This is a genomic window from Aeromonas sp. ASNIH8 (assembly GCF_002919855.1).
In the GTDB taxonomy this organism is placed as follows: Bacteria; Pseudomonadota; Gammaproteobacteria; order Enterobacterales; family Aeromonadaceae; genus Aeromonas; species Aeromonas caviae.
This window is the reverse complement of sequence record NZ_PQLN01000010.1, coordinates 12,520-35,323: the sequence shown is the minus strand read 5'-3', so window position 1 is coordinate 35,323 and position 22,804 is coordinate 12,520. Positions and strand designations below refer to the sequence as shown.

Annotated in this window: 17 protein-coding genes; 8 read left to right on the top strand and 9 right to left on the bottom strand. The window is 62.8% G+C overall.

The window, feature by feature from the left end; all coding sequences use genetic code 11:
• Positions 1–116: 116 nt before the first annotated feature.
• Positions 117–4,175: a pullulanase-type alpha-1,6-glucosidase gene (gene pulA, locus C3418_RS04485; protein WP_103858049.1), complete on the top strand. Its 4,059-nt coding sequence runs from the start codon at positions 117–119 to the stop codon at positions 4,173–4,175.
• A gap of 193 nt (positions 4,176–4,368) precedes the next feature.
• Here the strand turns inward: pulA and C3418_RS04480 are convergent, their stop codons facing one another.
• Complete coding sequence (locus tag C3418_RS04480) at positions 4,369–6,786, bottom strand: zinc/cadmium/mercury/lead-transporting ATPase (protein ID WP_103858048.1); 2,418 nt, start codon at positions 6,784–6,786, stop codon at positions 4,369–4,371.
• Positions 6,787–7,040: 254 nt separating this feature from the next.
• Between C3418_RS04480 and tpx the strand changes: the two genes are divergently transcribed.
• Positions 7,041–7,541, top strand: coding sequence for a thiol peroxidase (gene tpx, locus C3418_RS04475; protein ID WP_010672853.1), 501 nt, complete (start codon positions 7,041–7,043; stop codon positions 7,539–7,541).
• A 146-nt stretch (positions 7,542–7,687) separates the two neighbouring features.
• On the top strand, positions 7,688–8,908 hold the full coding sequence (locus C3418_RS04470; RefSeq protein ID WP_103858047.1) for a DEAD/DEAH box helicase: 1,221 nt from the start codon (positions 7,688–7,690) through the stop codon (positions 8,906–8,908).
• Between the two features lie 96 nt (positions 8,909–9,004).
• Here C3418_RS04470 and C3418_RS04465 read toward each other — a convergent pair whose 3' ends face one another.
• From C3418_RS04465 to C3418_RS04455, 3 genes are all read right to left on the bottom strand, one after another.
• The gene (locus C3418_RS04465; RefSeq protein ID WP_069784888.1) at positions 9,005–10,564 is read right to left on the bottom strand and encodes a PAS domain-containing methyl-accepting chemotaxis protein; all 1,560 of its coding nucleotides are present in this window, start codon (positions 10,562–10,564) and stop codon (positions 9,005–9,007) included.
• 151 nt (positions 10,565–10,715) lie between these two features.
• Positions 10,716–11,015 carry a hypothetical protein gene (locus C3418_RS04460; RefSeq protein ID WP_010672856.1) on the bottom strand — a complete coding sequence of 100 codons (300 nt, stop codon included), beginning with the start codon at positions 11,013–11,015 and terminating at the stop codon, positions 10,716–10,718.
• Positions 11,016–11,125: 110 nt separating this feature from the next.
• Complete coding sequence (locus C3418_RS04455; RefSeq protein ID WP_042881582.1) at positions 11,126–12,730, bottom strand: ABC transporter substrate-binding protein; 1,605 nt, start codon at positions 12,728–12,730, stop codon at positions 11,126–11,128.
• Between the two features lie 173 nt (positions 12,731–12,903).
• On the opposite strand from C3418_RS04455, the gene C3418_RS04450 reads away from it, so the two are divergent.
• Positions 12,904–13,611, top strand: a complete 708-nt coding sequence (locus tag C3418_RS04450) for a ParB-like protein (protein ID WP_103858046.1) — start codon at positions 12,904–12,906, stop codon at positions 13,609–13,611.
• Between the two features lie 49 nt (positions 13,612–13,660).
• Here C3418_RS04450 and C3418_RS04445 read toward each other — a convergent pair whose 3' ends face one another.
• Positions 13,661–14,335, bottom strand: coding sequence for a CatB-related O-acetyltransferase (locus tag C3418_RS04445; protein ID WP_103858045.1), 675 nt, complete (start codon positions 14,333–14,335; stop codon positions 13,661–13,663).
• Positions 14,336–14,620: 285 nt separating this feature from the next.
• Between C3418_RS04445 and C3418_RS04440 the strand changes: the two genes are divergently transcribed.
• Positions 14,621–15,049, top strand: coding sequence for a DUF2753 family protein (locus C3418_RS04440; protein ID WP_010672859.1), 429 nt, complete (start codon positions 14,621–14,623; stop codon positions 15,047–15,049).
• A 2-nt stretch (positions 15,050–15,051) separates the two neighbouring features.
• Here C3418_RS04440 and C3418_RS04435 read toward each other — a convergent pair whose 3' ends face one another.
• The gene (locus C3418_RS04435; protein WP_041211009.1) at positions 15,052–15,801 is read right to left on the bottom strand and encodes an enoyl-CoA hydratase-related protein; all 750 of its coding nucleotides are present in this window, start codon (positions 15,799–15,801) and stop codon (positions 15,052–15,054) included.
• 89 nt (positions 15,802–15,890) lie between these two features.
• Between C3418_RS04435 and C3418_RS04430 the strand changes: the two genes are divergently transcribed.
• From C3418_RS04430 to C3418_RS04420, 3 genes are all read left to right on the top strand, one after another.
• Positions 15,891–16,331 carry a copper chaperone PCu(A)C gene (locus tag C3418_RS04430; RefSeq protein ID WP_103858044.1) on the top strand — a complete coding sequence of 147 codons (441 nt, stop codon included), beginning with the start codon at positions 15,891–15,893 and terminating at the stop codon, positions 16,329–16,331.
• A 92-nt stretch (positions 16,332–16,423) separates the two neighbouring features.
• Entirely contained in the window at positions 16,424–17,053 is a 630-nt protein-coding gene (locus C3418_RS04425) for a TIGR04219 family outer membrane beta-barrel protein (protein ID WP_010672862.1), read from the top strand.
• A gap of 18 nt (positions 17,054–17,071) precedes the next feature.
• Complete coding sequence (locus C3418_RS04420) at positions 17,072–17,752, top strand: SDR family oxidoreductase (protein WP_010672863.1); 681 nt, start codon at positions 17,072–17,074, stop codon at positions 17,750–17,752.
• Between the two features lie 195 nt (positions 17,753–17,947).
• Here C3418_RS04420 and C3418_RS04415 read toward each other — a convergent pair whose 3' ends face one another.
• From C3418_RS04415 to C3418_RS04405, 3 genes are all read right to left on the bottom strand, one after another.
• Complete coding sequence (locus C3418_RS04415) at positions 17,948–18,577, bottom strand: PolC-type DNA polymerase III (RefSeq protein WP_103858043.1); 630 nt, start codon at positions 18,575–18,577, stop codon at positions 17,948–17,950.
• Between the two features lie 196 nt (positions 18,578–18,773).
• Positions 18,774–20,498, bottom strand: a complete 1,725-nt coding sequence (locus C3418_RS04410) for a proline--tRNA ligase (protein ID WP_103858042.1) — start codon at positions 20,496–20,498, stop codon at positions 18,774–18,776.
• 136 nt (positions 20,499–20,634) lie between these two features.
• A complete protein-coding gene (locus C3418_RS04405) occupies positions 20,635–22,644 on the bottom strand; it encodes a methyl-accepting chemotaxis protein (protein ID WP_103858041.1) in 2,010 nt (669 codons plus the stop codon).
• Positions 22,645–22,804: the final 160 nt, after the last annotated feature.

Genomic DNA, 22,804 nt, shown 5'->3' with positions numbered 1-22,804 from the left:
GTTTTTTTTGCCCATCCGCTCACATTTACGGCAATTCCCGCTGATTAATATGACACCGCTCGGCAATGACCGGGTACTCGGATATCGAGACTAACTACAGCGGGAATTATAAAAAAATGGATATGAAAAAGACCAAAGTGGCGCTGGTAACAGCCTCACTGCTCGCGCTTTTGTCAGGCTGTAACGACAACAGTTCTTCTGCTCCTGCCCCTGCCCCTCAGGATGAGCCCGTCGCTCGTCTTCCCAACGTCCAGCCCCCGGCCGAACTGCTGACGGCCGGCCCCGACGAAGCGGTCATCGCCCTGGTGGATACCCAGACCAGCGCGGCGCGCGGTGTCACCGGCCCGTTCGCCAGCCACAGCCTGCACCTGTGGAACAACGACGCCTGCAACTCGACCTCGGAGGGCGGCCTCAACACCGGTTGGGATGACAAGAGCAAGACGCCGTCCGCGGCGGACAGTTTTGGTCCGGCCTGGGTCGTGCCGCTCTCCAAGATGGAAGGCTGCATCAACTTCATCGCCCGCAACGGCGATCTCGCGAACCTGACCGGCAGCGACATGAAGGTGGTCTTCAGTGATCACCCGGATCGCACCGTGGCCATCGTCGCCGGCAAGAACGAGATCTTCGGCAGCCGGGCGGAAGCGTTCACCGCCGCCTTCGGCGTGGCGGGGGCCAGTGCCCATCTCATCGACGACAACACCCTGATTTGGCAAGGGGGCAAGGACAAGCCCTATGTGCGCCTCTACTACACAGAGTCAGGCACCATCACCGCAAACAGCGAGGGTGTATTCGATTTCCCCTACCTCAAGCTGACCCCGACCAGCCTGACCGAAGAGCAGCAGGCCAAATACCCGCACCTCAAGGATGCCGCCGCCTTCGCCCTGCCTGCGGGGAAAGATCTCAAGCCCCTGCTCAAGGGTGAGCTGGTCGCCATCGGGACCGATGCGGACGGCATCCTGCAGGGGGCGACCCTGGTGCAGAGTGCCGGTGCCCTCGATGCCCTTTACAGCGAAGCGGCCACCAAGCTGGCCTACGGCGCCGTGGTGGAGGGGGGCAATGTCACCTTCCGGCTCTGGGCGCCGACCGCCAAGTCGGTCAAGCTGGCGCTGTTCGACGAGCAGCACAAGTCGCTTGGCGAGCGCGCCATGACCCTGGACGAGGCCAGCGGCAGCTGGAGCGTGCAGGGGGGCAGCGATCTGGTCGGCAAATACTACCGCTACGATATCCAGGTCTATCACCCGGTCAGCCGTAAGCTGGAATCCTATCAGGTGACCGACCCCTACTCCCTGAGCCTGGCGATGAACTCCGAGTTCAGCCAGGTGGTGGATCTCGACGATCCGGCCCTCAAGCCGGAAGGCTGGGACAGCCTGAAGGCGCCCCACAGCCAGAAGAACCCCGCCGACATCACCATCTATGAGGCCCACGTCCGGGATCTGACCGGCAACGACGAGTCGACGCCGGTGGAGCACCGCGGCAAGTTCCTCGGGCTGACCGACAGCGACAGCGTGCCCGTCACCCACCTGAAATCCCTGGCCAAGAGCGGCGTCAGCCACCTGCACCTGCTGCCGGTGTTCGACATCGCTACCGTCAACGAGGACCCGGCCAAGGTGGCCAACATCGGCGATGACTTCAGCAAGCTGTGCGAGGTCAATCCCGAGGTCAAGAACTCCAGGTTTGCCAGCCACTGTGGTGGCGGCGAGACCATCGAAGCCGTGCTCGGTGATCTGCAAGCCAGCGACAGCAAGGAGAACCCCGTGGTGCAGGAGCTGTACGGCTATCTGCGCGGGGTGGACTCCTTCAACTGGGGCTATGACCCCTACCACTACACCACTCCGGAAGGCTCCTACGCCACCAATGCGGAGGGGACGACCCGGATCAAGGAGTTCCGCGAGATGGTGCAGGCCATCAAGCAGAACATCGGCATGAACGTGGTGATGGACGTGGTCTACAACCACACCAACGAAGCGGGTCTCGGTTCCAAATCCGTGCTCGACAAGATTGTGCCCTGGTACTACCAGCGCCTCAATCCGGAGACCGGTTCGGTGGAAAACTCCACCTGCTGCTCCAACACGGCGCCGGAACACGCCATGTTCGCCAAGCTGATGGATGACTCCCTGGTCACCTGGGCACGGGACTACAAGATCGATGCCTTCCGCTTCGACCTCATGGGCCATCACCCGAAAGATCAGATGGTGCAGGCCCTGGCCGAGGTGAAGAAGGTCAATCCGGACATGTATTTCTACGGCGAGGGGTGGAACTTCGGCGAGGTACAGGATGACAAGCGCTTCGTGCAGGCGACCCAGAAGCATCTGGCCGGTACCGGCATCGGCTCCTTCTCCGACCGGCTGCGTGATGCGGTGCGCGGGGGCAGCCCGTTCGACGGCGGCGAAGCCATTCGCAAGACCCAGGGCTTTGGCAACGGTGCCCTGGTGGATGCCAACGAGCTGGACGGCGTCGATCTCGCCACCGCTCTGCATCAGTCCGATCTGGTGCGCCTCGGCATGGCGGGCAACCTCAAGGAGTTTGTGCTGACCGACAAGGACGGCATTCCGAAGAAAGGCTCCGACATCGACTACAACGGTCAACCGGCGGGCTATGCCCAGGATCCGACCGAAATCCAGAACTATGTCGACAAGCACGACAACCAGACCCTGTTCGACAACCTGGCGTACAAGGCACCCGCCGGGGCCGACCTGGTGCGGATGCAGGGGGTCTCTCTGGCGACTGCCATGCTGGGTCAGGGCATTCCCTTCACCCACGCGGGTGTCGAACTGCTGCGCTCCAAGTCCATGGAGCGGGACAGCTACGACTCCGGTGACTGGTACAACCGGGTCGATTACACCCTTGGCGACAACAACTTCGACAAGGGCTTGCCGCGCAAGGACAAGGACGAGGCCAACTACGAGCTGATCGAGCAGGTGCTTGGCCAGCACGCCAAGCCGGGTTCGGCCGAGATGCATCAGATGGTGAACTTCTACCAGGAGCTCTCCGAACTGCGTCAATCCTCTCGTCTGCTGCGTCTTGGCAGCGGCGCCGAGGTGATCAAGCGGGTCGACTTCCGCAACACAGGCCCTGAGCAGATCCCGGGTCTCATCGTGATGAGTGTGGATGACGGGGTGGGCGCCGGTGCGGATCTGGATCCGGCCATCGACGGCCTGGTGGTGATGATCAACGCCACCAATCGGCCCCAGAGCATCGGCGATTTCCGTGACGGCAAGGATCAGCCCATCGATCTGACCGGCATGGTCCTGAGCGGTGCCCACCGTGACTCCGACAGCATCGCCAGCGGGGCGGCCAATGACAGCGGTCAGCTGACCCTTGGCGCCTGGTCGGCGGCGGTGTTCGTCAAGCCGCAGAGCGGTGCCCAGGGCGCGGGGCTGCCGGTGAGCAAGAAGACGGATCTGAGCACCTTGCCTCCCTTTGGTGACACCGAGGTGTTCGTGCGCGGTTTCCTGAATCAGTGGGATCCGGTCAACAAGATGAACTTCAGTGGCAACTTCACCTATGAGTTCACCACCGAGGTGACGGCGGATCAGCTGGGGTCGACCCAGGTGAAGATCGCTGGCAACGAGTGGAGTGGCCCCGTCAATTACGGCAAGTGCAGCGATACCGACCAGCTTGCGACCGGCCAGGTCAATACGCTCTGTGCCAATGGCGGGGATCTGCCGTTCAACGTGGAGAGGGCTGGCACCTACAAGTTTGTCTTCACCGCCATGAACAAGGACAAGCCCACCCTGAGCGTCAGTTACACCGAACCGGCGCAGAGCTGCAAGGTGCTGGATACCGTCGCGGGCAATCCGCTCGGCTTCCCGCTCTATGTGCGCGGCAGTCTGAGCGACTGGAACGCCCAGCCGGCCTACCAGCTGAGCTACAAGGGGATGGAAGGCAACCTCGCCATCTATCAGGCCACCTTCAACTACGCGGGCAGCTTTGACTTCAAGTTTGCCAACGACGATGGCAACTGGAGCAAGCAGTTCTTCGTGAAGGATGCCGGTGGCACCCTGATCGCACTGGAGCCCGAGCAGGTTTACCCGCTCCAGCACGGCGACGGTGGCATGGGCAACAACAGCATCACGCTGGAACAGGGTCTGTGGAGCTTCCTGGTGAAGGTTGACCCGACTCAGACTTCCGGCGAGGTGGGCAGCGTCATCATCCAGGAGTGCAGCGCCAAGTAAGTCTTTCCCATCGAGCCCGGGGTTGGCTCGGCAGCCCCGGGTTGAATTCCGCCTCGCCAAGGGCGGGATAACACCGAGAGAGTAAGCAAAGCGCGACTGCCGACCGGCAGCCGCGCTTTTTCTTTGCTGTGGGAGAGGCAATAAAAAAGCCGCCCCGTTGGGGCGGCTGTTGGTTGTACCGTTAACGGTCGGCCTAGCGTTTTCGCAGCAGGCGCAGGGCGTTGGCGGTGACCAGGGCGGTGGCGCCGGTGTCGGCCAGCACCGCAATCCACAGGCCGGTGATGCCGAGCAGGCTGGTGACCAGGAAGATGGCCTTGAGCCCCAGCGCCAGCGCGATGTTCTGGTGGATGTTGGCCAGCGCCGCGCGGGAGAGCCGGATCATGGCGGCAACCCCGCCGAGCTGGTTGTGGGTCAGTGCCGCATCGGCGGTCTCCAGCGCCACGTCGGTGCCGCCTCCCATGGCGATGCCGATGCTCGCCCGCTTCATGGCCGGGGCGTCGTTGATGCCGTCGCCGATCATCGCGACTTTCTGGCTGAGGCCGAGCGTGGCGATTTCATCGACCTTGCCCTCCGGCAGCAGGCCGGCGCGCCAGCCCATGCCGAGCTCGGTGGCGATCGCCTCGGCGGCGCGGGGGTTGTCGCCGGTCAGCATGATGCTCTGCAGACCGAGCTGGTTGAGCTCTTGCAGCGCCGCAGCCGCTTCCGGCCGGATCTGGTCGCGCAGGGCCAGCAGGGCGGCCGGGGCGGCGTCGGGCTGATCGAGCACCACGACTGTCTTGCCTTGCAGCTCCAGGGCGGCGACCCGGCCCCGTGTTGCGTCATCGAGGGAGGCGACCCGACTCGGCGCCAGCAATTGCCAGAGGGTGCCGTCGATGCGACCCTCTACCCCCATGCCGGGCAGGGCGCGCAGATCCTGGGCCGCCGCCAGGGCAAGACCCCGCTTCCCTGCCGCCGTCACCACGGCGCGGGCCAGCGGGTGGTGGGAGCCCTGCTCGATGGCGGCCGCCAGCGCCAGCAGTTCGGCCTCCGGCTGGCCATTGAGGCTCACCAGTTCGGTCAGCTGCGGCTTGCCCAGGGTCAGGGTGCCGGTCTTGTCGAAGGCCAGGGTATCGATGTGGGCGAGGCGCTCCAGCGCGGCGCCCCCCTTGATGAGGGCACCCTGCCGGGTGGCTGCCGCCAGTGCCGAGGTGACCGCCGCCGGGGTGGAGATGACCAGGGCGCAGGGGCAGCCGATCAGCAGCAGCGCCAGCCCGCGATAGACCCACTCGTCCCAGCTCTGGCCGAAGGCAAGCGGCGGTACCAGCACCACCAGCAGGGCAACCAGCATCATGGCCGGGGTATACCAGCGGCTGAAGCGGTCGATGAAGCGCTCGATGGGCGCGCGCTGGGTCTCGGCCTCCTCGATGAGATGCAGGATGCGGTCGATGGCGTTGTTGCCGGGTTCGGACACCACCTCGAGGCGCAGCACCCGATCCGCCGCCAGGCTGCCGGCGGGGACCTTGTCACCCTGACGGCGCTCCACCGGGATGGATTCGCCGGTCAGGGCGCTCTCGTCAAAGGCGCCGAGGGGGTCGAGCAGGCGGGCATCGGCGGCCAGGCGGGCGCCCGGGGCGATTTCGATGATGTCACCGGGACGCAGCTGGTCGGCAGCGACCTCTTCGCGCACCTCGCCCTCGGCAGTGGTGCGGATGCGCAGCGCCTTGTCGGGCACCAGCGCCATCAGGGCGGTGACCCCGGCGCGGGCGCGGCCGGCAGCGTAGGCCTCCAGATGTTCCCCCAGCATGAACAGCAGCAGCACCATGGCCGCTTCGGCCGTTTCACCGAGGAACAGGGCCCCCACGGCGGCGACCGTCATCAGGGTCTCGATGGCGAAGGGGGAGCCGCTTCTGGTCAGCGCCCATGCCTTGCGGGAGATGGGCCACAGCCCCCAGAGGGTGGCCAGGGTAAACAGCGGCTGACCGATCTGGCTCGGCAGCAGGGCCGCCACCCCCATCAAGCCGGCGAGCGACAGGGGCTGCCAGTATTTGCCGAGCAGGTTGCTGACTCTCTGCATCAGCGGGCTGCGGCCCGGTTCGCTGCGAGCCGTGTTCTGAGCTCCCCCTTTGAGCTGGAAGCCGGCGGCCAGCACGGCGGCGGTGACGGGATCGGGGGAGAGGCCGGGGGCCAGATCCACCACCAGCTTCTCGGTGGCAAACAGCACCCGAGCCTGCTGTACGCCCTCCAGCCGGCTGACGGCGGTCTCTATCTTGCGTGCACAGCTGGGACAATCCATGCCCAGCACCTGCCAGCTGTGGCGGCGGCTGTTTTGCTCGGGGGTAGCCAGCGGCGGCTCGGTCGCGGCGCCCGTGTGGGCGTGCCCCTGCTCATGATGATCGTGGTCGTGGGCTGTGTCGGTGGCGCAAGTGCCTCTGGGGGGCTCTTCATCCCCCGGGCCGTCTGCGCCACTTTGCCCCTGATGATCGTGGCGGGTCGGGTTGGCGACACCACTGGCCTGTGCCGCGTTGTCGCAGCAGTGGCTGGTGTGGCTGTGCCCGGCCTGTGGGGTGGCGGCCTTGCTGACGGCCTTGATGGGGGCGGCGGCGTGTTGATGGCTGCAGCAGGATTTGCTCATGATGCGTTCCTCTTGAGGGATCCCGCCCCTGCGGGATCCTGGATGACTGAGCCGAGTGTAAACCTTGGTGTAAAGTCCAAGGTCAAGCCCTCTTCTCCTCTTTGTCCGGGGCCATGTCAGTGGCCGCTGAGCTGCCTCTGGAGCAGGGGGGATGCAAAGGGATGCCAAATCCCTTTCATTAGCGGGTGTTTGTCATCCCGTGGCGGGCCTATACTGGGGACCCTGGATCCCACATCAATCATCAAGGACCTAACATGAGCAATACCGTCACCCTGCAAGGCAACCCCGTCTCCGTCTCCGGCCACTTCCCCGTTGCCGGTGAGCAGGCCAAGCCCTTCTCCCTGGTTGCTGGCGATCTGTCCGATGCGACCCTGGCGACCTTCGCCGGCAAGCGCAAGATCCTGAACATCTTCCCGAGCGTCGACACCCCGACCTGCGCCACTTCCGTACGCAAGTTCAACGAGCAGGCAAGCGCCCTGAACAACACCGTCGTGCTGTGCATCTCCGCCGACCTGCCGTTCGCCCAGGCCCGTTTCTGCGGCGCCGAGGGTCTGGACAAGGTGGTGAACCTCTCCACCCTGCGTGGCGTCTCCTTCCTGCAGGACTACGGCGTGGCCTTCTCCTCCGGTCCGCTGGTGGGTCTGGCTGCCCGTGCCATCGTGGTACTGGATGAGCATGACAAGGTGCTGCACAGCGAGCTGGTGGCCGAAGTCGCCGACGAGCCGAACTACGCCGCCGCCCTGGCCGTTCTGTAAGTCGCGCCACAGGCTGATTGCCTGACGGCCTGCCCCGTTCACACGGGGCAGGCCGTTTTTATTGCGCTCCCGAACCTTTTACTTATGGGGTGGGTCTGGCTAGACTTCGCCTCCACATCCTCGTTCAGCTTGTATCTGCGATCCCCATGACGTTTGACGAACTCGCCCTTGACCCCGCCCTGTTGCCCCTGCTGCCCGCAGCGCTGGAAAAACCGACCCCCATTCAGCAGCTAGCCATTCCTGCTGCCTTGTCAGGACGGGATCTGCTTGCCCTGGCCAGGACCGGCAGTGGCAAGACCCTGGCATTCGGCCTGCCGCTGCTGCAGAGGCTGGACGCAGCCAGTGACCGGGTACAGGGATTGGTACTGGTCCCCACCCGGGAGCTGGCAAGCCAGGTGAGCGCCGCCCTGCAGGAGATTGCCGACGGGTTGGGGGTGCGCCTTCTGACCCTGTGTGGCGGGGTGGCCCAGGAGTGGCAGGAGCAGGAACTGGCTCTCGGCCCCCAACTGCTGGTGGCGACCCCCGGACGGTTGCGGGACTTGCTGGCCCAGCAGACGCTGGGGCTGGGTGCCCTGCGCATGCTGGTGCTGGATGAAGCGGATCGCCTGCTGGAGATGGGGTTCTGGCCCGATATCCAGTGGCTGATGAAGGCAATGCCGGAGGCGCGGCAGCAGATGCTCTTCTCCGCCACCTTGCCGGTCGAGCTGGAGAGCCTGGCCTCGGGCCTGCTGCAGGATCCGGTGCGCATCGAGGCCGAGCCGCTCAACAGCCTGGTGAACGACATCGAGGAGCGGCTCTATCTGGTCAACAGGAGCAGCAAGGTGCCTGCGCTGATCGCCCTGCTGGAGGCCGGAGAGTGGCCCCAGGTGCTGGTCTTCATCAGTGCCAGGGACGACGCGGACGGGGTGGCCAAGAAACTCGCCAGGGCTGGCATGACGGTGGCGGCCCTGCACGGAAACAAGGATCAGGCCACGCGGGAGCAGGCGCTGGCGGATTTCAAGGAGGGCAGGGTGCGGGTGCTGGTGGCCACGGACCTGATGGCGCGCGGCATCCACGTGGAGGCATTGCCGGTGGTGATCAATCTGGATCTGCCGGAGCATGCGCCCGTCTACGTGCATCGTATCGGTCGTACCGCCCGTGCCGGACAGAGCGGTCTGGCCATCTCCCTTACCTGCCACGGGGATGGGGAGGCGCTCGAGGGGATCCGGGCCCTGACCGGTCGGCCCCTGCCCCTGGCGGCGCTGGCAGGTTTCCCGGTGACCGACAAACCCGCCAGCGGGGAGAGCAAACGGGCGCCAAGAGACAAGCAGGCGAACCGTCGCACCCAGGGCAAGCGAAGCATCAAGCAGTTCAAGGGCAAATCCTGAGACGGACTTCTTGCCCCCGGCGGGAGCCTGTCGTCGTGAAGGAGAGGAGAGATCGGCAGCGCGCCCGGGGGCGCGCCAAACTACACGGCAAGGGGGTCAGTCGTGGAACTGGTTGATCAGGCGGGAGAGGTTTTGCAGCCGCTCCACCAGCAGGGTGATGCCATCGAGGGCTTGACGGCTGTTGTCCGCGGTGTGGCTCGCCAGTTGGTGGATCTGGTGGATCCCCTGATCCAGGGTGCTGGTGACATCCGCCTGCTGGCTCACCGCCTGGGCTATCTCGTCGCTGGTGTGGGTCACCCGGGCCAGCATCCGGTTGATCTGGTCGAGCACCTCGGCGGTGGCCCCCATGTGCTGCTGGCAGAGCACTGATGTCTGGGCCCCCTGCTCCATGCCATCGGACAGTTGCCGGGTGCTCTGTTGCAGCGCCCCTATCATGTCGCTTATCTCGCCGGTAGAACTGCGGGTCTTCTGGGCCAGGGCCCGTATCTCGTCGGCCACCACCGCAAAGCCGCGCCCCTGTTCACCGGCCCGTGCCGCCTCGATGGCCGCATTGAGGGAGAGCAGGTTGGTCTGATCCGCAATCTGCCCGATCACCTCCAGAATGCCGTTGATCTTCTGGCTGTCCTGGGTCAGGCGCGCCAGCACGCCCTGGCTGGCGTCCAGCTCCTGATGAAGCCTGTCGACCGAATCCCGGGTGGTGGCCAGCGCCTGCTGGCCACTGGCGGACACCTGCTGGACCTCGCCCACCAGCGCATTGGCCTGGTGGGCATTGTCAGCCACATCGCGGATGGACTGGCTCATCTGGGTGATGGCCGCCGCCAGTTGCTCGCTCTGGGCCCGCTGCTGTTGCAGGTGAGTGTCTATGGTCTGGATATGCCCCCTGTCATCTTCCGCCGCCTGCAGGATCTGCTGGTTGGTGTCCGCGCTGCGACCTACCACGGCGCGCAGCTCCGCCTTCTTCATGCGCAGCAGCAGTTCAAGGGCGGCCAGGCTGTCCTGACGCCTGGCATAGAGTACCTGGCAAAGGGCGCTGCCCTGCTCCTCGCCCGCCATGGCCAGCAGCCTGGCCAGCCGCCGTTGCAGATGCCAGCCATGTCCCATCTGGGCCAGCAAGCAGAGCAGGGTGATGACTCCCCACCCCGGCTGGCCGGTGACCAGACTGGCCCCCATGCCGAGCAGGGCGGTGCCAGAGAGCAGCAGACACAGCTGCCCCGGCTCCAGGGTCAGCCGGGCCAGCCAGGGCAGTGCCTTGCCGTCACGGATCCGGGCATAGAGCTGCTCTGCCCAGGCGATGTCGTGATCCTGGGGACGGGTGCGGACAGACTGGTATTCGATGATCTGCTGCTGATCGTTGAGAATCGGCGTGACGTAGGCGTTGACCCAGTAGAACTGACCACTCTTGGCGCGGTTCTTTACCAGCCCCATCCAGCTCTTTCCTTGTTGCAGGCGGCGCCACATGTCGGCGAACGCGGCCTTGGGCATGTCGGGGTGGCGGACCAGATTGTGGGGCTCCCCTTCCATTTCGGTCGCGCTGTAGCCCGCCACATCGCAAAAGTGCTGGTTGGCATAAGTGATGTGACTGGCGGGATCCGTGGTCGAGATCAGTGATATGTGATCGGGGAAACGGATCTCCCCTTCGTGCCGGGTTGTGGTCATGTGCGCATCCTGAATGAGCCAAGTAACTGATAAAATTATTTTTTATTTTTGTGATTGTTACGGCGTCATTGTAGATGCGGACTGTTACACCACCTTGGCTTGGGTCAATAAATCAACACGGGAAAGGCTGAAAAAAGTCGTAGATGGCGGCTCAGCCGCGGGGAGTGAAGTCGTGGATCTCCCCCGTCCTCGGCTTGAAGCGGGGGTCATTGTCTTCTGCGCTGGCGACCCAGGCCATGGCCTGGCAGAAACTCTCCTGCTTGGCGAAGGCATCCCGGGCCTGATCGATGGCTCGTTCGGCATTGCGCCGCTCCATCTTGCTGGCCTTGCGGTCGCTGAACTGCTTCTGCTGGCTCAACATCCATTCGAGGAAGGCCTGGCGGCATTCGGTTTCATCGGCGGCCTTGGCGGGAAGGGCAACAAACAGGGCAATCAGGAGCAGAGCACGCATGGCAGGATCGGATCACGGGGTTGATGAATGAAAAGAGGCGGCATTTTATGCCGGGAACTTGAACAGGAACAGTGCCAGGAGGGGTCAGATGTCCCGACCCCTCCCCGGACTCAGTGTTTGACGAGGTAGAGCTGACGGCTGTAGGCCACGTCTTCCGGGTTGTTGATGGGATACCCCTTGAGCCAGGGCTTGATGAGCCGGGCATTGGTGTACTGGTAGATGGGGGCGATGGGGGCCTCCTTCTGCAAGATGGCCTCGGCCTCATCGAACAGGCGGGCCCGTTCTGCGGGATCCTGACTGTTGGCCGCCTGCGCCAGCAGCTTGTCGTAAGCCGGGTTGGCGAACCGGGCCATGTTGCCGCTGTGGCCCGATCCCCAGAGCCCGAGGAAGGCGGAGGGGTCGTTGTAATCGGCGACCCAGGAGGAGCGGATCACCTCGAACTGGCCGCTTTGACGGCTGTCGAGATAGGTTTTCCACTCCTGGTTGGTGAGCTCGACCCGGGCCCCCAGCTTCTGTTTCCACAGGTTGGCGATGGCCAGTGCCATCTTCTTGTGAATTTCCGCCGTGTTGTAGAGCAGGGTCAGCTTGAGGGGATTGCTTGGGCCGTAGCCCGCTTCTTTCAGCAGGGCTCTGGCACGCTCGTCCAGCGCCTGCTGACTGCTGGTGGAAAGCAGATTGGGCTTGGGGTCGAAGTCGGCGGTCACGTCCGGGGTGAAGTGGTAGGCCGGTTTCTCCCCGGTGCCCAGCACCTTGTCGGCAATCAGGCCCCTGTCGATGGTGTAGGAGAGCGCTTGGCGCACCCGCACATCATTGAGGGGCGGGCGCTGGGTGTTGAAGGCGTAGTAGTAGGTGCCGAGCTGTTCCGGGGTATAGACCTCCCCCGGGATCTGGGCCATCAGGCTCTGGTACTGCTCCTTGGGGAAGGATTCGGTGATGTGCAGATCCCCGGCCAGATAGCGGTGGGTGGCCGCGCTCTCCTGGTTGATGGGCACGAAGGTGACGCGGGTCAGCACCGTGTGGGCGCGATCCCAGTAGTAGGGATTGGGCGTCAGCTCCAGTTTCTCGTTCACCACCCGGTGACTCAACACGAAGGCGCCGTTGCCCACCAGCTTGCCGGGCTGGGTCCACTGGTTGCCATATTGTTCCATGCTGGCCTGGTGCAGGGGCGACAGGCTGGGGTGGGTCAGCAGGCTCAGGAAATAGGGCACCGGCTGGGAGAGGGTCACCTTCAGGGTATGGTCATCGACGGCCTCCACCCCGAGCGCATCGGGGGCCAGCTTGCCTGCCACTATGTCGTCCACCTTGTCGAAGCGGGCGAGCTGGGCGAACCAGGCGAAAGTGGCGGCTTCCCTGGGGTCAACCAGCTTGCGCCAGCCATAGACGAAGTCGGCGGCGCGCACGGGGTCGCCGTTGGACCAGCGGGCATCCTGCCTCAGATGGAATGTGAACTGCCGGTTGTCCTTGTTCTCCCAGCTCGCGGCCACCCCGGGCAGCACCTTGCCGTCCGGCCCCTGGGTCAGCAGCCCCTCGTAAAGGTCTCTGAGGACCTGCAGCTCCGGCAGTCCCACCAGCTTGAGAGGGCTCAGGCTCGCCGGTTCATCCTTGAGATGACGGACGACGGCCTGTTCGGCGGCGAGTGGGGTACCGGGCGGCACATCGGCAGCCTGGACGCAGGCACAGCCCAGCAGGGCCAACAGGGGGCTCCATCCTTTCATGGTGAATCCTTCAAAATGTGTGAAGCGGGGAGAAAACTCGGCGAGAATGCATCGCCGGCAGATGGGAAATCATGATATCCCCTTTGCTGGTCAGACCGCCAGCATGAGTCCCATGATATCCGATGCGGCTGTCAACGAGGGGGCGCCGTGAGCGCCAGGAAAAGGAGAGAGTGATGAGAGCATGGATCTTGTTGGCCTGCGTGCTGAGCCAGGGCGCCTGGGCGTTGTCCCCGTGCGAGAAGAGCAGCCCGGTGGGAAGCTGGTGCGAGGTAAACATAGAGGCGCTGCACCCCACCCAGGGTGGCGTCGGTCAGTTGCAGGTGGATACCACTGCCCGGGAGCTGGCGGACAAGAGCGAGAAGCAGCTCGACAAACTGATGAAAAAGAAAGAGATCCCTATCGTCATCGCGCCGGATGGGGGTTACTGGCTGGTGGACAGGCACCACCTGACCAAGGCGCTGTGGCAGCAGGGGGTGAAGCAGGTCAGGGTCAAGGTGATCGCACGGTTGCAGGACAGGGCCAATTTCTGGAGCCAGATGCAGAACAACCACTGGGCCTGGCTCAAGGATGAACGGGGTCAACCCCTGACTCCCGAGCAGTTGCCCGGCCATATCGGTGAGTTGCCGGATTATCCCTACCGCACCCTGGCGGGGCTGTTGCAGGATGCGGGCTACTTCAGCAAGAAGGATCAGGTCTACTTCGTCGAGTTTGCCTGGGCCAGCTGGCTCGGCCAGCAGATGGCCTGGCAGCCGATCGATGAGGTCAACCTCGCGGATCGCCTCGCCGAAGCCAAACGGCTGGCGTGCAGCAGCAAGGCGGCGGATCTGCCTGGTTACCCCGGCAAGCAGTGTCGCGTCAATCCGTCACAAATTGCGAAATGAGCAAATATATTCACAAGAGAGGGCGACACCGGGTCGCCCTTTTTTGTATTCAGCGCCCAGTGAGTGGGCTCGAATGCTCTTGCCACTGCTTGGCCGCTTGCTCTAGCAGGGACACTTCCCCTTGCTGGATCCAGGGGAGCAGCGCCTGTACCTTTTCATCGGGCCAGTCCCACCAGGCCAGCGCCTGCAGTCGCACGATGTCGTCATCGCCGAAACGCATTCGCAGGACTTTGGCGGGCGTCCCTGCGACCATGGCGTAGGGTGGGACATCCTGATTGACCAGCGAGCGCGCTGCAATGATGGCACCATCACCAATACTGACTCCGGGCATAATCATCGTGTCCATGCCGATCCAGACATCATTGCTTATGCAGGTATCGCCAGCCGGTCGATAACTGCGCTTGAGTGCCTCCATCTCCAGAAACGGATAAGTACTGATGAAGTCGGTATTGTGGGTATGGTTGCCCCCCATCAGGATCTTCACACCTGCGGCGATCTGCACGTAGTCGCCGATGTGAAGTCTGTCGATGTGCCATAGCGGTTCCCAGCCAGTGTCGGGATGGCGGCTAAAGCTGTCGCCATGTAGATAGCGTACGGCGGCGTCTTCGAACGGACCGTCCCAGGCGCCGGAGTAGTAGCTGTGCTTCCCCTTGAGACAGATGTTGGGATTGGTCACAGTCAGGTGCAGATATTCGACCTGAGACCAGTGCTTGCAGGGTTTCATCTTGGTATTCCCTCTTGTTGATGGATCTGGTTAGTGGCGTTCGATAGAGCGCAGCTAATAGATCCAGACCAGCATGCGGGGGATGCAGAGCAGGGAGCAGCCCAGCATTTGAGGGAGACGAGGCGTCATGAGTGATGCATGCAGTTGAATATCGAGGGTGAGGATCGTAATCGAGACGCCCCCAGGTTGCCAAGTGCTATAAAAACCAGCACAAAGGGTCTGGTTGATATTTGTTCTCGATTGGCCATGATACAGACTCCACTCGTGTCGGCAAAGGAGAGGAACATGGAACATCAGAACTGGCAACGTTACATGCTGGAGGCGGAGAATGCCCTTGGCATGGGGGCTCTGGGTACGGCGATCTGCCTCTATCAGCAGGCCCTGGGGGAAGTCTATGAGCTGGCCTCCGGGGATCTGGACGAACTGGCCAGCATGCGGGTCGCCACCTGTCACCGCATGGCTGACTTCTGGCGTGCCATGGAAGAGCCCGCCTATGAACTGCGCTACCTCAAGCTCGCCTCCGAGCTGGTCACCGCCCTGGTGCCCCAGTGCCCCAACCGGGAGTGCGAATCCCTCATCAGTGAGCTGGGCTGCTGCCGCGCCGCCCTGCTCTCCTTCTTGAAGCGCCACCCCAATCCGGAGATTGCCCGGCTTATTCAGGTGCAGGACAGGGTGCAGGGCTGCGAGTTGATAGGCCGGTTCCGTCTCAACTGAGTTCAGCGCCGTTTTTGCAGCTTGCTGGCGATGCGGCTTTGCGCCTCTTCCCCTTGCAGGGCCTGGGCGAAGGCGCGCGCTTCCAGGTCGATGACGAAATGCACCGCCTGTTTGAGCTCCTGCTTGAGCAGCGCCTTGCTCTTCTGGAGCGCCATCGGCGGCTTGGCCGCCAGTTTCAGTCCCTGCTCCCGAGCGAAGGGGAGCAGGTCCGCCGGGGCCAGCACCCGGTTGGCGAGCCCGAGACGCAGCGCCTCTTCCCCATCGATGGCCTCTGCCAGCAGCAACAGCTCCGCCGCCTTGAGGTGACCGACGGCGCGTGGCAGCAGCAAGCTGGCGGCAAACTCCGGCACCAGCCCCAGCTCGACGAAAGGCAGCTGCAGCCGGGCGTTGTCACCCAGATAGACCAGGTCGCAGTGCAGCAGCAGGGTAGTGCCGATGCCGACTGCCGGGCCGCCCACGGCGGCGATCACCGGTTTGGGGAAGTCGGCCAGGGTGTGCAGAAATTGCAGGATGGGATCGTCCGGCTCAAGGGCGTGCTTGCCAACAAAGTCGGCCAGATCGTTGCCGGCGGTGAAGCACTCCGCCTGGCCCTGCAACAGCAGCACATGGACCTCTTCGTCCCGGGCGGCCTGGCGCAGTGCGTCGGTCAGCGCCAGATACGTCTCCGTGTTGAGGGCATTGCGCTTTTCCGGTCGATTGAAGGTCAGGGTGAGCAAGCCGTCCTGCTGTTCGGCCAGAATTGTGAGGGCCATGTCTGAATCCTTGTTGTCGGGGGCTGTCAAATGCTTGCCACAGGGGTAAGCTTTGTCTCGTTTAACAACATCATAAAAGGATTTCAACCATGTTTAAACGTGCGTTTTATTCCACCATGGCACTGCTTCTGGCCGCCCCGGCCCTGGCCAAGGTCGACGCGGTCGATGGTTATGTGCGCCTGCTGCCCCCTGGCTCGCCGAACACGGCGGCGTTCATGGTGCTCAGGAACGATGGGGACAAACCGGTGAAACTGGTGGCGGGTGCGTCCCCTGAGGCGGGCCGTGTCGAGCTGCACACCCATTTGCACGAGAACGGCGTCATGAAGATGCGCCAGGTGGAGAGCATCGAGATCCCGGCCAAGGGGGAGGCCGTGCTCAAGCCCAGCAGCCTGCACATCATGTTGTTCGACATCCATACCCTGGCCCAGGGCACGCCCTTCCCGCTGACCCTGACCCTGGACGATGGTCAGACGCTGTCACTGAGCCTGCCCGTGAAGCCGGTCGAACCCATGAAAGGGATGAAGCACTGACATTTATGGACGCTTGTTCAGCTTTTTACTCTAGGTATTCCTTGCCCAGCGGGTAAAATGATGGCCTTTCCAGTCCAAAATGGAGCGAAGTGATGAAGAAGACCCTGATTGCCGGCACTGTGATGGCTCTGCTCAGCCATGGGGCCATGGCCGCCAATGACTGGCGTTTTGCGGCGGGTGCCGATCTGTGGAATGCCCAGGGAAGTGGCCAGGTCAGCAGCGTGGGTGCCGATGGCAGCTACGACGAGAACTACAACTGGAGCGGCTACCTGCAACTGGAGCACGGCATCCTGCTGCTGCCCAACGCCAAGTTCGAAATGTCCGACTTCAGCAGCAGCGGCGGCAGCTTCAACAACGATCTGCTGGCTTACGACCTGAGCCTCTACTATCGCCTGTTCAACAACGATCTGTTCCAGATCGATCTGGGTCTGACCGGTCGTCGCTACGACGGTGATTTCAACACCCAGCACTACTCCTATGACAAGGATGTGCTGATGGCCTACACCGGGGGTGAAGTACGCATCCCGGGGACCGGCTTTGCGGCGTTTGGCGATATGCGGGTGCAGGATGCCGACAACTACGACTACCGTCTGGGCGGCTCCTACAAGTTCTCTTCCGTGCCGCTCAAGATCCGCGCCGGCTGGCGTGAGGCCGAGATGGACTTCGATCGCGTCGATCAGACCATCGACGGCTGGTTCATCGGTGGTGAATTCACCTTCTGATCTCCCTGAGGAGCACACATGGGCCACATCATAGTGACTGGCGCGGGGTCCGGACTGGGCCGCGCCCTGACCATAGGGCTGGTTGAACGCGGCCATCAGGTTTCCATGATGGGTCGCCGTTACCAGAAACTGCAGGAGCAGGAAGAGCTGCTCGGCAAGGCGGTGATCGGCATTGCCGCCGATCTGGCGCACCACGAAGAGGTGGATGTCGCCTTTGCCGCTGCGGTGGAGTGGGGCGGCCTGCCCGACATGGTGATCCACTGTGCCGGTGTCGGCGAGTTCGGCCCGGTGGGTGTCTACACCGCCGAGCAGATCCGCCGGGTGGTGGAGAGCAATCTCATCTCCACCATACTGGTGGCCCAGCAGACGGTACGCCTCATCGGCGACAAGGGCGGGGTGCTGGCGAATGTGCTCTCCTCTGCCGCCCAGACCGGCAAGGCAAACGAGAGCCTCTATTGCGCCTCCAAATGGGGCATGCGCGGCTTTCTCGAATCCTTGCGGGCCGAGCTGAAGAGTGCTCCCCTGCGACTGGTGAACCTCTATCCGAGCGGGATCCGCAGCGAGTTCTGGGAGAATTCGGATCATGTGGACCCGAGCGGCTTCATGACGCCGGAAGACGCGGCAGCCTACATGCTGGATGCGCTGGCCGCGAGAAGTAGCTGCCATGTGACCGATCTCTTTATCGGTCGCAATAGTTGAGATAGTGGGCTCCGGCCCTTGCCGCCCAGAAGAGCAGAAACAAAAGGCGCGCCATTTGGCGCGCTTTTTCATTGATGTGCAGTGCTAAATTATCTGCTTGCCTGCCTCTCTTTACGCCGGGCCATCATGGATGTGAAGGCGGGTAAATTCAGTGCCGACATGGCATGGATGATTGATGATGCATGTCGGCACATATTATTTCCGAGTCGCATATTCCCGCAGGAAGGATGGAATCGCCTGTTTTGGCTTCTTGCCAAGGGTCAGCAGCAATTCAAAGTCCGGGTCGATAATGCCATGTCGACACGCCAGCTCTTCCAACAAGGCAAGCCAGAGGTGGGCCGTCACCTCTGCATCCGCCAAGGCACGGTGAAACACCCCGTCATTGGGCAGGCTCCGGTATTGCACCAGGGTACCCAGCTTGTGATCCGGGGCATCGGGAAACAGGCGCCTCGATAGCAGCAGGGAACAGGCGAACTGGCCGCGGTATTGCGCCGGCAATCGCTCTATTTCCGCATCCAGAAAGCGCTTGTCGAAGGAGGCGTTGTGGGCGACCAGATTGTCATCACCGATAAAGTCGACGAAATCCGCCATCACCTCGTTACAGGGGGGAGCCTGTTTCAGCATGGCATTGCTGATCCCGGTATATTGCTCGATGAAGCTGCTCACGTTGAAGCCCGGATTCATCAATGCCGAGAAACGCTCACTGATATGGCCATCCTTGATTCTGACGGCACCGATCTCGATGGCTCTATCCCCTTGTCCGGGTGAAAGCCCTGTGGTCTCGAAGTCGAGCACGACAACGGTATTGGCTGAGGCGATGGACATAACTTCTCGGGCAAGCTGGGTAAAGAGCGCCAGTCTAGGAAATCAGCTGTGCCGTGTACAGGGCAATGCAGTTATCTCATTGGTTCACGCTGGAGACGCATTTTTGTGCATCATGGCTGAGAGCCATATAAAAAGCCCCGAGTGCCGTGGCACTCGGGGCTTTCCTATGAAAAGCGAAAGGCGGTATGTCGCGTTATCAGCGACCCAGCTTGGCCTTGAGCAGGGCAACGATCTCTTTGATCGCCACTTCCTGCTTCTCGCCGGAGCGGCGGCACTTGTACTCCACCACGCCGTTGTCGAGACCACGGTCACCGATGACGATGGCGTGGGGCACACCGATCAGCTCCATGTCGGCGAACATCACCCCCGGGCGCTCCTTGCGGTCGTCAAACAGCACGTCCACACCGGCGGCTTTGAGCTCGGCGTAGAACTGCTGTGCCTGCTCGGCCACGCGCTCGGACTTGTGCATGTTCATCGGCACGATGGCCACTTCGAACGGGGCGATGGCGTCCGGCCAGATGATGCCGTACTGGTCGTTGTTCTGCTCGATGGCGGCAGCCACCAGACGGGAAACCCCGATACCGTAGCAACCCATCTCCATGGTGACGGACTTGCCGCCTTCGTTCAGCACGCTCGCCTTCATCGCTTCGGAGTACTTGGTACCCAGCTGGAAGATGTGGCCCACTTCGATACCGCGCTTGAGCAGCAGCTTGCCCTGGCCGCACGGGCTCGGGTCGCCTTCTACCACGTTGCGCAGGTCGGCAACCTCAAAAGAGGCGATGTCGCGATCCCAGTTGGCACCTGTCAGGTGGAAACCGGTCTCGTTGGCGCCGCAAACAAAATCGCTCAGATGGGCGGCGCTGCGATCGACGATGATGCGACCGGCAAAGCCGACCGGGCCGATGGAGCCTGCGTCGCAACCGGCGGCCGCTTTGATCTGCTCGTCATTGGCGAAGGTCAGCGGGTTAGCCACGCCAGAAAGCTTCTCGGCCTTGATTTCGTTCAGCTCGTGGTCGCCACGCAATACCAGGGCGATGACGGCCTGTTTGCCGTGCTCGTCTTCCTCGGCCAGTACCAGCAGAGTCTTGGCGATGGCGGTCGGCGCCACGTTCAGGAAAGTGGCCACTTCGTCGATGGTGTGGACGGCCGGGGTGGCCACCTTGGTCAGGGCTTTGGTTGCGGCAGCGCGCTCGCCAGCCGGTGCCAGGGCTTCGGCCATCTCGATGTTGGCGGCGTAATCGGATGTATCGGAGAAGGCGATCAAGTCTTCACCGCTCTCGGCCAGCACCTGGAATTCGTGGGAGCCGGTGCCCCCGATGGAGCCGGTATCGGCCTGCACCGGGCGGAAGTTCAGACCCATGCGAGTGAAGGCGGTGCAGTAGGCCGCGTGCATCTTCTCATAGGTATCGACCAGGGAGGCCTTGTCGATGTGGAAGGAGTAGGCATCCTTCATCAGGAATTCGCGGCCACGCATCACGCCGAAACGGGGGCGCACTTCATCGCGGAACTTGGTCTGGATCTGGTACAGATTCAGCGGCAGTTGCTTGTAGCTGTTCACTTCGTAACGGACCAGCGCGGTGATCACCTCTTCGTGGGTCGGCCCCAGCACGAAGGGGCGGTTGTGACGGTCGGTCAGGCGGCACAGCTCGGGGCCGTAGTCATCCCAGCGGCCGGACTCCTGCCACAGCTCGGCGGGCTGTACCACCGGCATGGATACTTCGACGGCACCCGCATTGTTCATCTCTTCGCGGACGATGTTTTCAATCTTCTTCAGGACCCGCAGGCCGGTCGGCAGCCAGGCGTACATGCCGGAAGCGAGTTTGCGGATCATCCCGGCGCGCAGCATCAGCTGGTGGCTGACAACTTCAGCGTCGGAGGGGGTTTCCTTGAGAGTGGAAAGCAGATATTGGCTGGTACGCATCGCGGTAGACCTTCGCTAGTTCGGGCGGCTTGGCCCTGGAAAATTTCAAGTGCGGAATTTTAACAGGCGAAGCCCCCCGGCCCAAGGGCTAAATTCAGCGGCGCTGGGGTAGGGCGGGGGCCTTGCCCCGCCCGCACTAGACCCGAAATTGCGACAGCAACTGCTGTTGCTGCTGGCTGGCCTGATGGAGGGAGGAGGCCAGTTGCAGGCACTCCTGGGCTTCCTGTTCGCCCGTCTGGGCCTGCAGGCTGATATCCGAAACCTTGCCCGTGGTGTGCCCCAGGGTGTGGGAGAGCTGGCTGGTCGCCTCTGCCACCTGTTGCACCATGTCGGCGAGCAGATCGATGGCCTCTTCTACCTTGAACAGGATCTGCTTGGTGTTGTCGGAGTCCGCCATACCCGATTCCACGGTTTTCAGGTTACGTTGCATCATCAGATAAGCCTGCTCTGTCTGCTGCTGGATGCTGTTGATCACATCCGTTATCTCGGCACTGGAGGTGGCGGTGCGATTGGCCAGGGTGCGCACCTCGTCGGCCACCACGGCAAAACCGCGCCCCATCTCGCCCGCCCGGGCGGCTTCGATGGCGGCATTGAGAGCCAGCAGGTTGGTCTGCTCCGAGATATTGCTGATGGTGGAGATGATCTGGCCAATCTGCCCTGCCTGCTCCTTGAGGGCGTTGATGGCGGTGGCACATTCACCCACCTCCATGACCACCCGCTGCATGCCGGCGGTGGCGGAGGAGACATACTGGCTGCTTTGCGTGGTGAGCTGGCGTACCTCGTTGGCGTTGTGTGCCGCCAGGTTGCAGTTGCCCGAGATGGTGGTGGCCACCTGCACCATCTGCTCGCTGTCGTGGTGCAGCGCCTGGGCATGCGCAGCGGTCTGGCGGCTGCTCTGGCTGATGGCCTGGACCCGGTTGACCGAGGTGTGCACGTGCTGGTTGATGTGCTGGTTGTTGTCCATGGTGGCGCTGATCATCTTCTGCAGCTTCTCGATGAAGCGATCCACGCTGCCGGCCAGGGAGCCAATCTCGTCGTCGCGTGAGAGGTTGATGCGGGCATTGAGATCTCCTTCCCCGGCGGCGATGTCCTGCATGCGCTTGTCGACCTGGAGTAGCGGGCGAACAATGGTGCGAACCAGCCAGAAGCCGCAGCCGGTGACGATCAGCAGGCTGAGCAGCAAGCCCCCCAGGATGAGTCCCCTGGTGTAGTCGATGATGGCGTTGAGCTGGTGAACCTGATCCTCGACGGTGGCGTCCCCCTGGGCCTCGACCTCGACCAGCGCCAGCCTGAGCTGGTCGGCACTGTGTTCGTAACGGGCCAGCTGGTTCTGATAAGCGCTCAGGGCTGTGGTCCATTCACGGATCAGGCGGGCATTGTCGGCTTGCAGGGCACGATACTGGGTGGAGAGCATTTGGCCTGCAAACTCCCCGTCGCCGGGCACATCGAACTGGCCGGTTGCCAGCATGCCGTCAACCGCGTCCTGATAGAAGCGGGTGGCTTGTGCCAGCTCGGCCTGGATGGCAGGAGTGAGGCCTTCGCTCTGCATCTTCTCCAGCGCATAGAGCTGGCGCAGGAATCCGATGTTGGCCTCCATGCTGCCATCGGCCGCCTGCCAGCGGGTTGCAAGGCCGCCGTTCCAGCTGATGGCCTGATCCGGTGAGCGGGTGAGGCTCTCGACGGCCTCGTCACCGATCACCTCCAGCCTGGTCGAGAGGCGTGACATGCGTTCAGAACTGGCGCGCAGCGCCTCATCGGCGCTCGTGAAGGTGCGATAGAGGGTCAGCAGCTGTGCCTGCTCTTGCTGATAGGTCTGCTCATGCTGCTTCAGCGTGGTGATGGCTGCCGCATCGATGAGCCCGCCTTGCTCCACCCGGCGCAAAGCGTCGCTGGCCGCCTCTTTTGCCCGTTGCAGCTCCGGTGCGTCGAGGGGGATCCCCGAGAGCATCTTCTGGATATAGAGCGACTGGTTGCCGAGTTCGATGGAGCCCTCCATGGCACCATCTGCCGTCTGCCAGGCGGCCCCCAGGACGTAGGAGAGCAGATCAGCCAGCCGCTGGCTGCCATACCAGCCGATCGCCCCCATGCCCAGGGTGCAGCCGAGCAGAATGGTGAGTCCGAGGTTGGATGTGGTGACGATTTTCATGATTCAAGCCTTCCATGGTGCCGAACAAGACCATTTCAGTGTTCAATCAATGACGAAGATGTGCCATCCCCGATGGAAAATAAAGTGACAGACAGTGTTCTGAACGAGGGAAATGGCCGGGTATGAAGAGCGGGTCATCCCATGATCTGCATGGACCTAT

Coding starts and splice junctions, on each gene's coding strand:
- pulA (WP_103858049.1), top strand. CDS start 117: ATGGATATGAAAAAGACCAAAGTGGCGCTGGTAACAGCCTCACTGCTC.
- C3418_RS04480 (WP_103858048.1), bottom strand. CDS start 6,786: ATGAGCAAATCCTGCTGCAGCCATCAACACGCCGCCGCCCCCATCAAG.
- tpx (WP_010672853.1), top strand. CDS start 7,041: ATGAGCAATACCGTCACCCTGCAAGGCAACCCCGTCTCCGTCTCCGGC.
- C3418_RS04470 (WP_103858047.1), top strand. CDS start 7,688: ATGACGTTTGACGAACTCGCCCTTGACCCCGCCCTGTTGCCCCTGCTG.
- C3418_RS04465 (WP_069784888.1), bottom strand. CDS start 10,564: ATGACCACAACCCGGCACGAAGGGGAGATCCGTTTCCCCGATCACATA.
- C3418_RS04460 (WP_010672856.1), bottom strand. CDS start 11,015: ATGCGTGCTCTGCTCCTGATTGCCCTGTTTGTTGCCCTTCCCGCCAAG.
- C3418_RS04455 (WP_042881582.1), bottom strand. CDS start 12,730: ATGAAAGGATGGAGCCCCCTGTTGGCCCTGCTGGGCTGTGCCTGCGTC.
- C3418_RS04450 (WP_103858046.1), top strand. CDS start 12,904: ATGAGAGCATGGATCTTGTTGGCCTGCGTGCTGAGCCAGGGCGCCTGG.
- C3418_RS04445 (WP_103858045.1), bottom strand. CDS start 14,335: ATGAAACCCTGCAAGCACTGGTCTCAGGTCGAATATCTGCACCTGACT.
- C3418_RS04440 (WP_010672859.1), top strand. CDS start 14,621: ATGGAACATCAGAACTGGCAACGTTACATGCTGGAGGCGGAGAATGCC.
- C3418_RS04435 (WP_041211009.1), bottom strand. CDS start 15,801: ATGGCCCTCACAATTCTGGCCGAACAGCAGGACGGCTTGCTCACCCTG.
- C3418_RS04430 (WP_103858044.1), top strand. CDS start 15,891: ATGTTTAAACGTGCGTTTTATTCCACCATGGCACTGCTTCTGGCCGCC.
- C3418_RS04425 (WP_010672862.1), top strand. CDS start 16,424: ATGAAGAAGACCCTGATTGCCGGCACTGTGATGGCTCTGCTCAGCCAT.
- C3418_RS04420 (WP_010672863.1), top strand. CDS start 17,072: ATGGGCCACATCATAGTGACTGGCGCGGGGTCCGGACTGGGCCGCGCC.
- C3418_RS04415 (WP_103858043.1), bottom strand. CDS start 18,577: ATGTCCATCGCCTCAGCCAATACCGTTGTCGTGCTCGACTTCGAGACC.
- C3418_RS04410 (WP_103858042.1), bottom strand. CDS start 20,498: ATGCGTACCAGCCAATATCTGCTTTCCACTCTCAAGGAAACCCCCTCC.
- C3418_RS04405 (WP_103858041.1), bottom strand. CDS start 22,644: ATGAAAATCGTCACCACATCCAACCTCGGACTCACCATTCTGCTCGGC.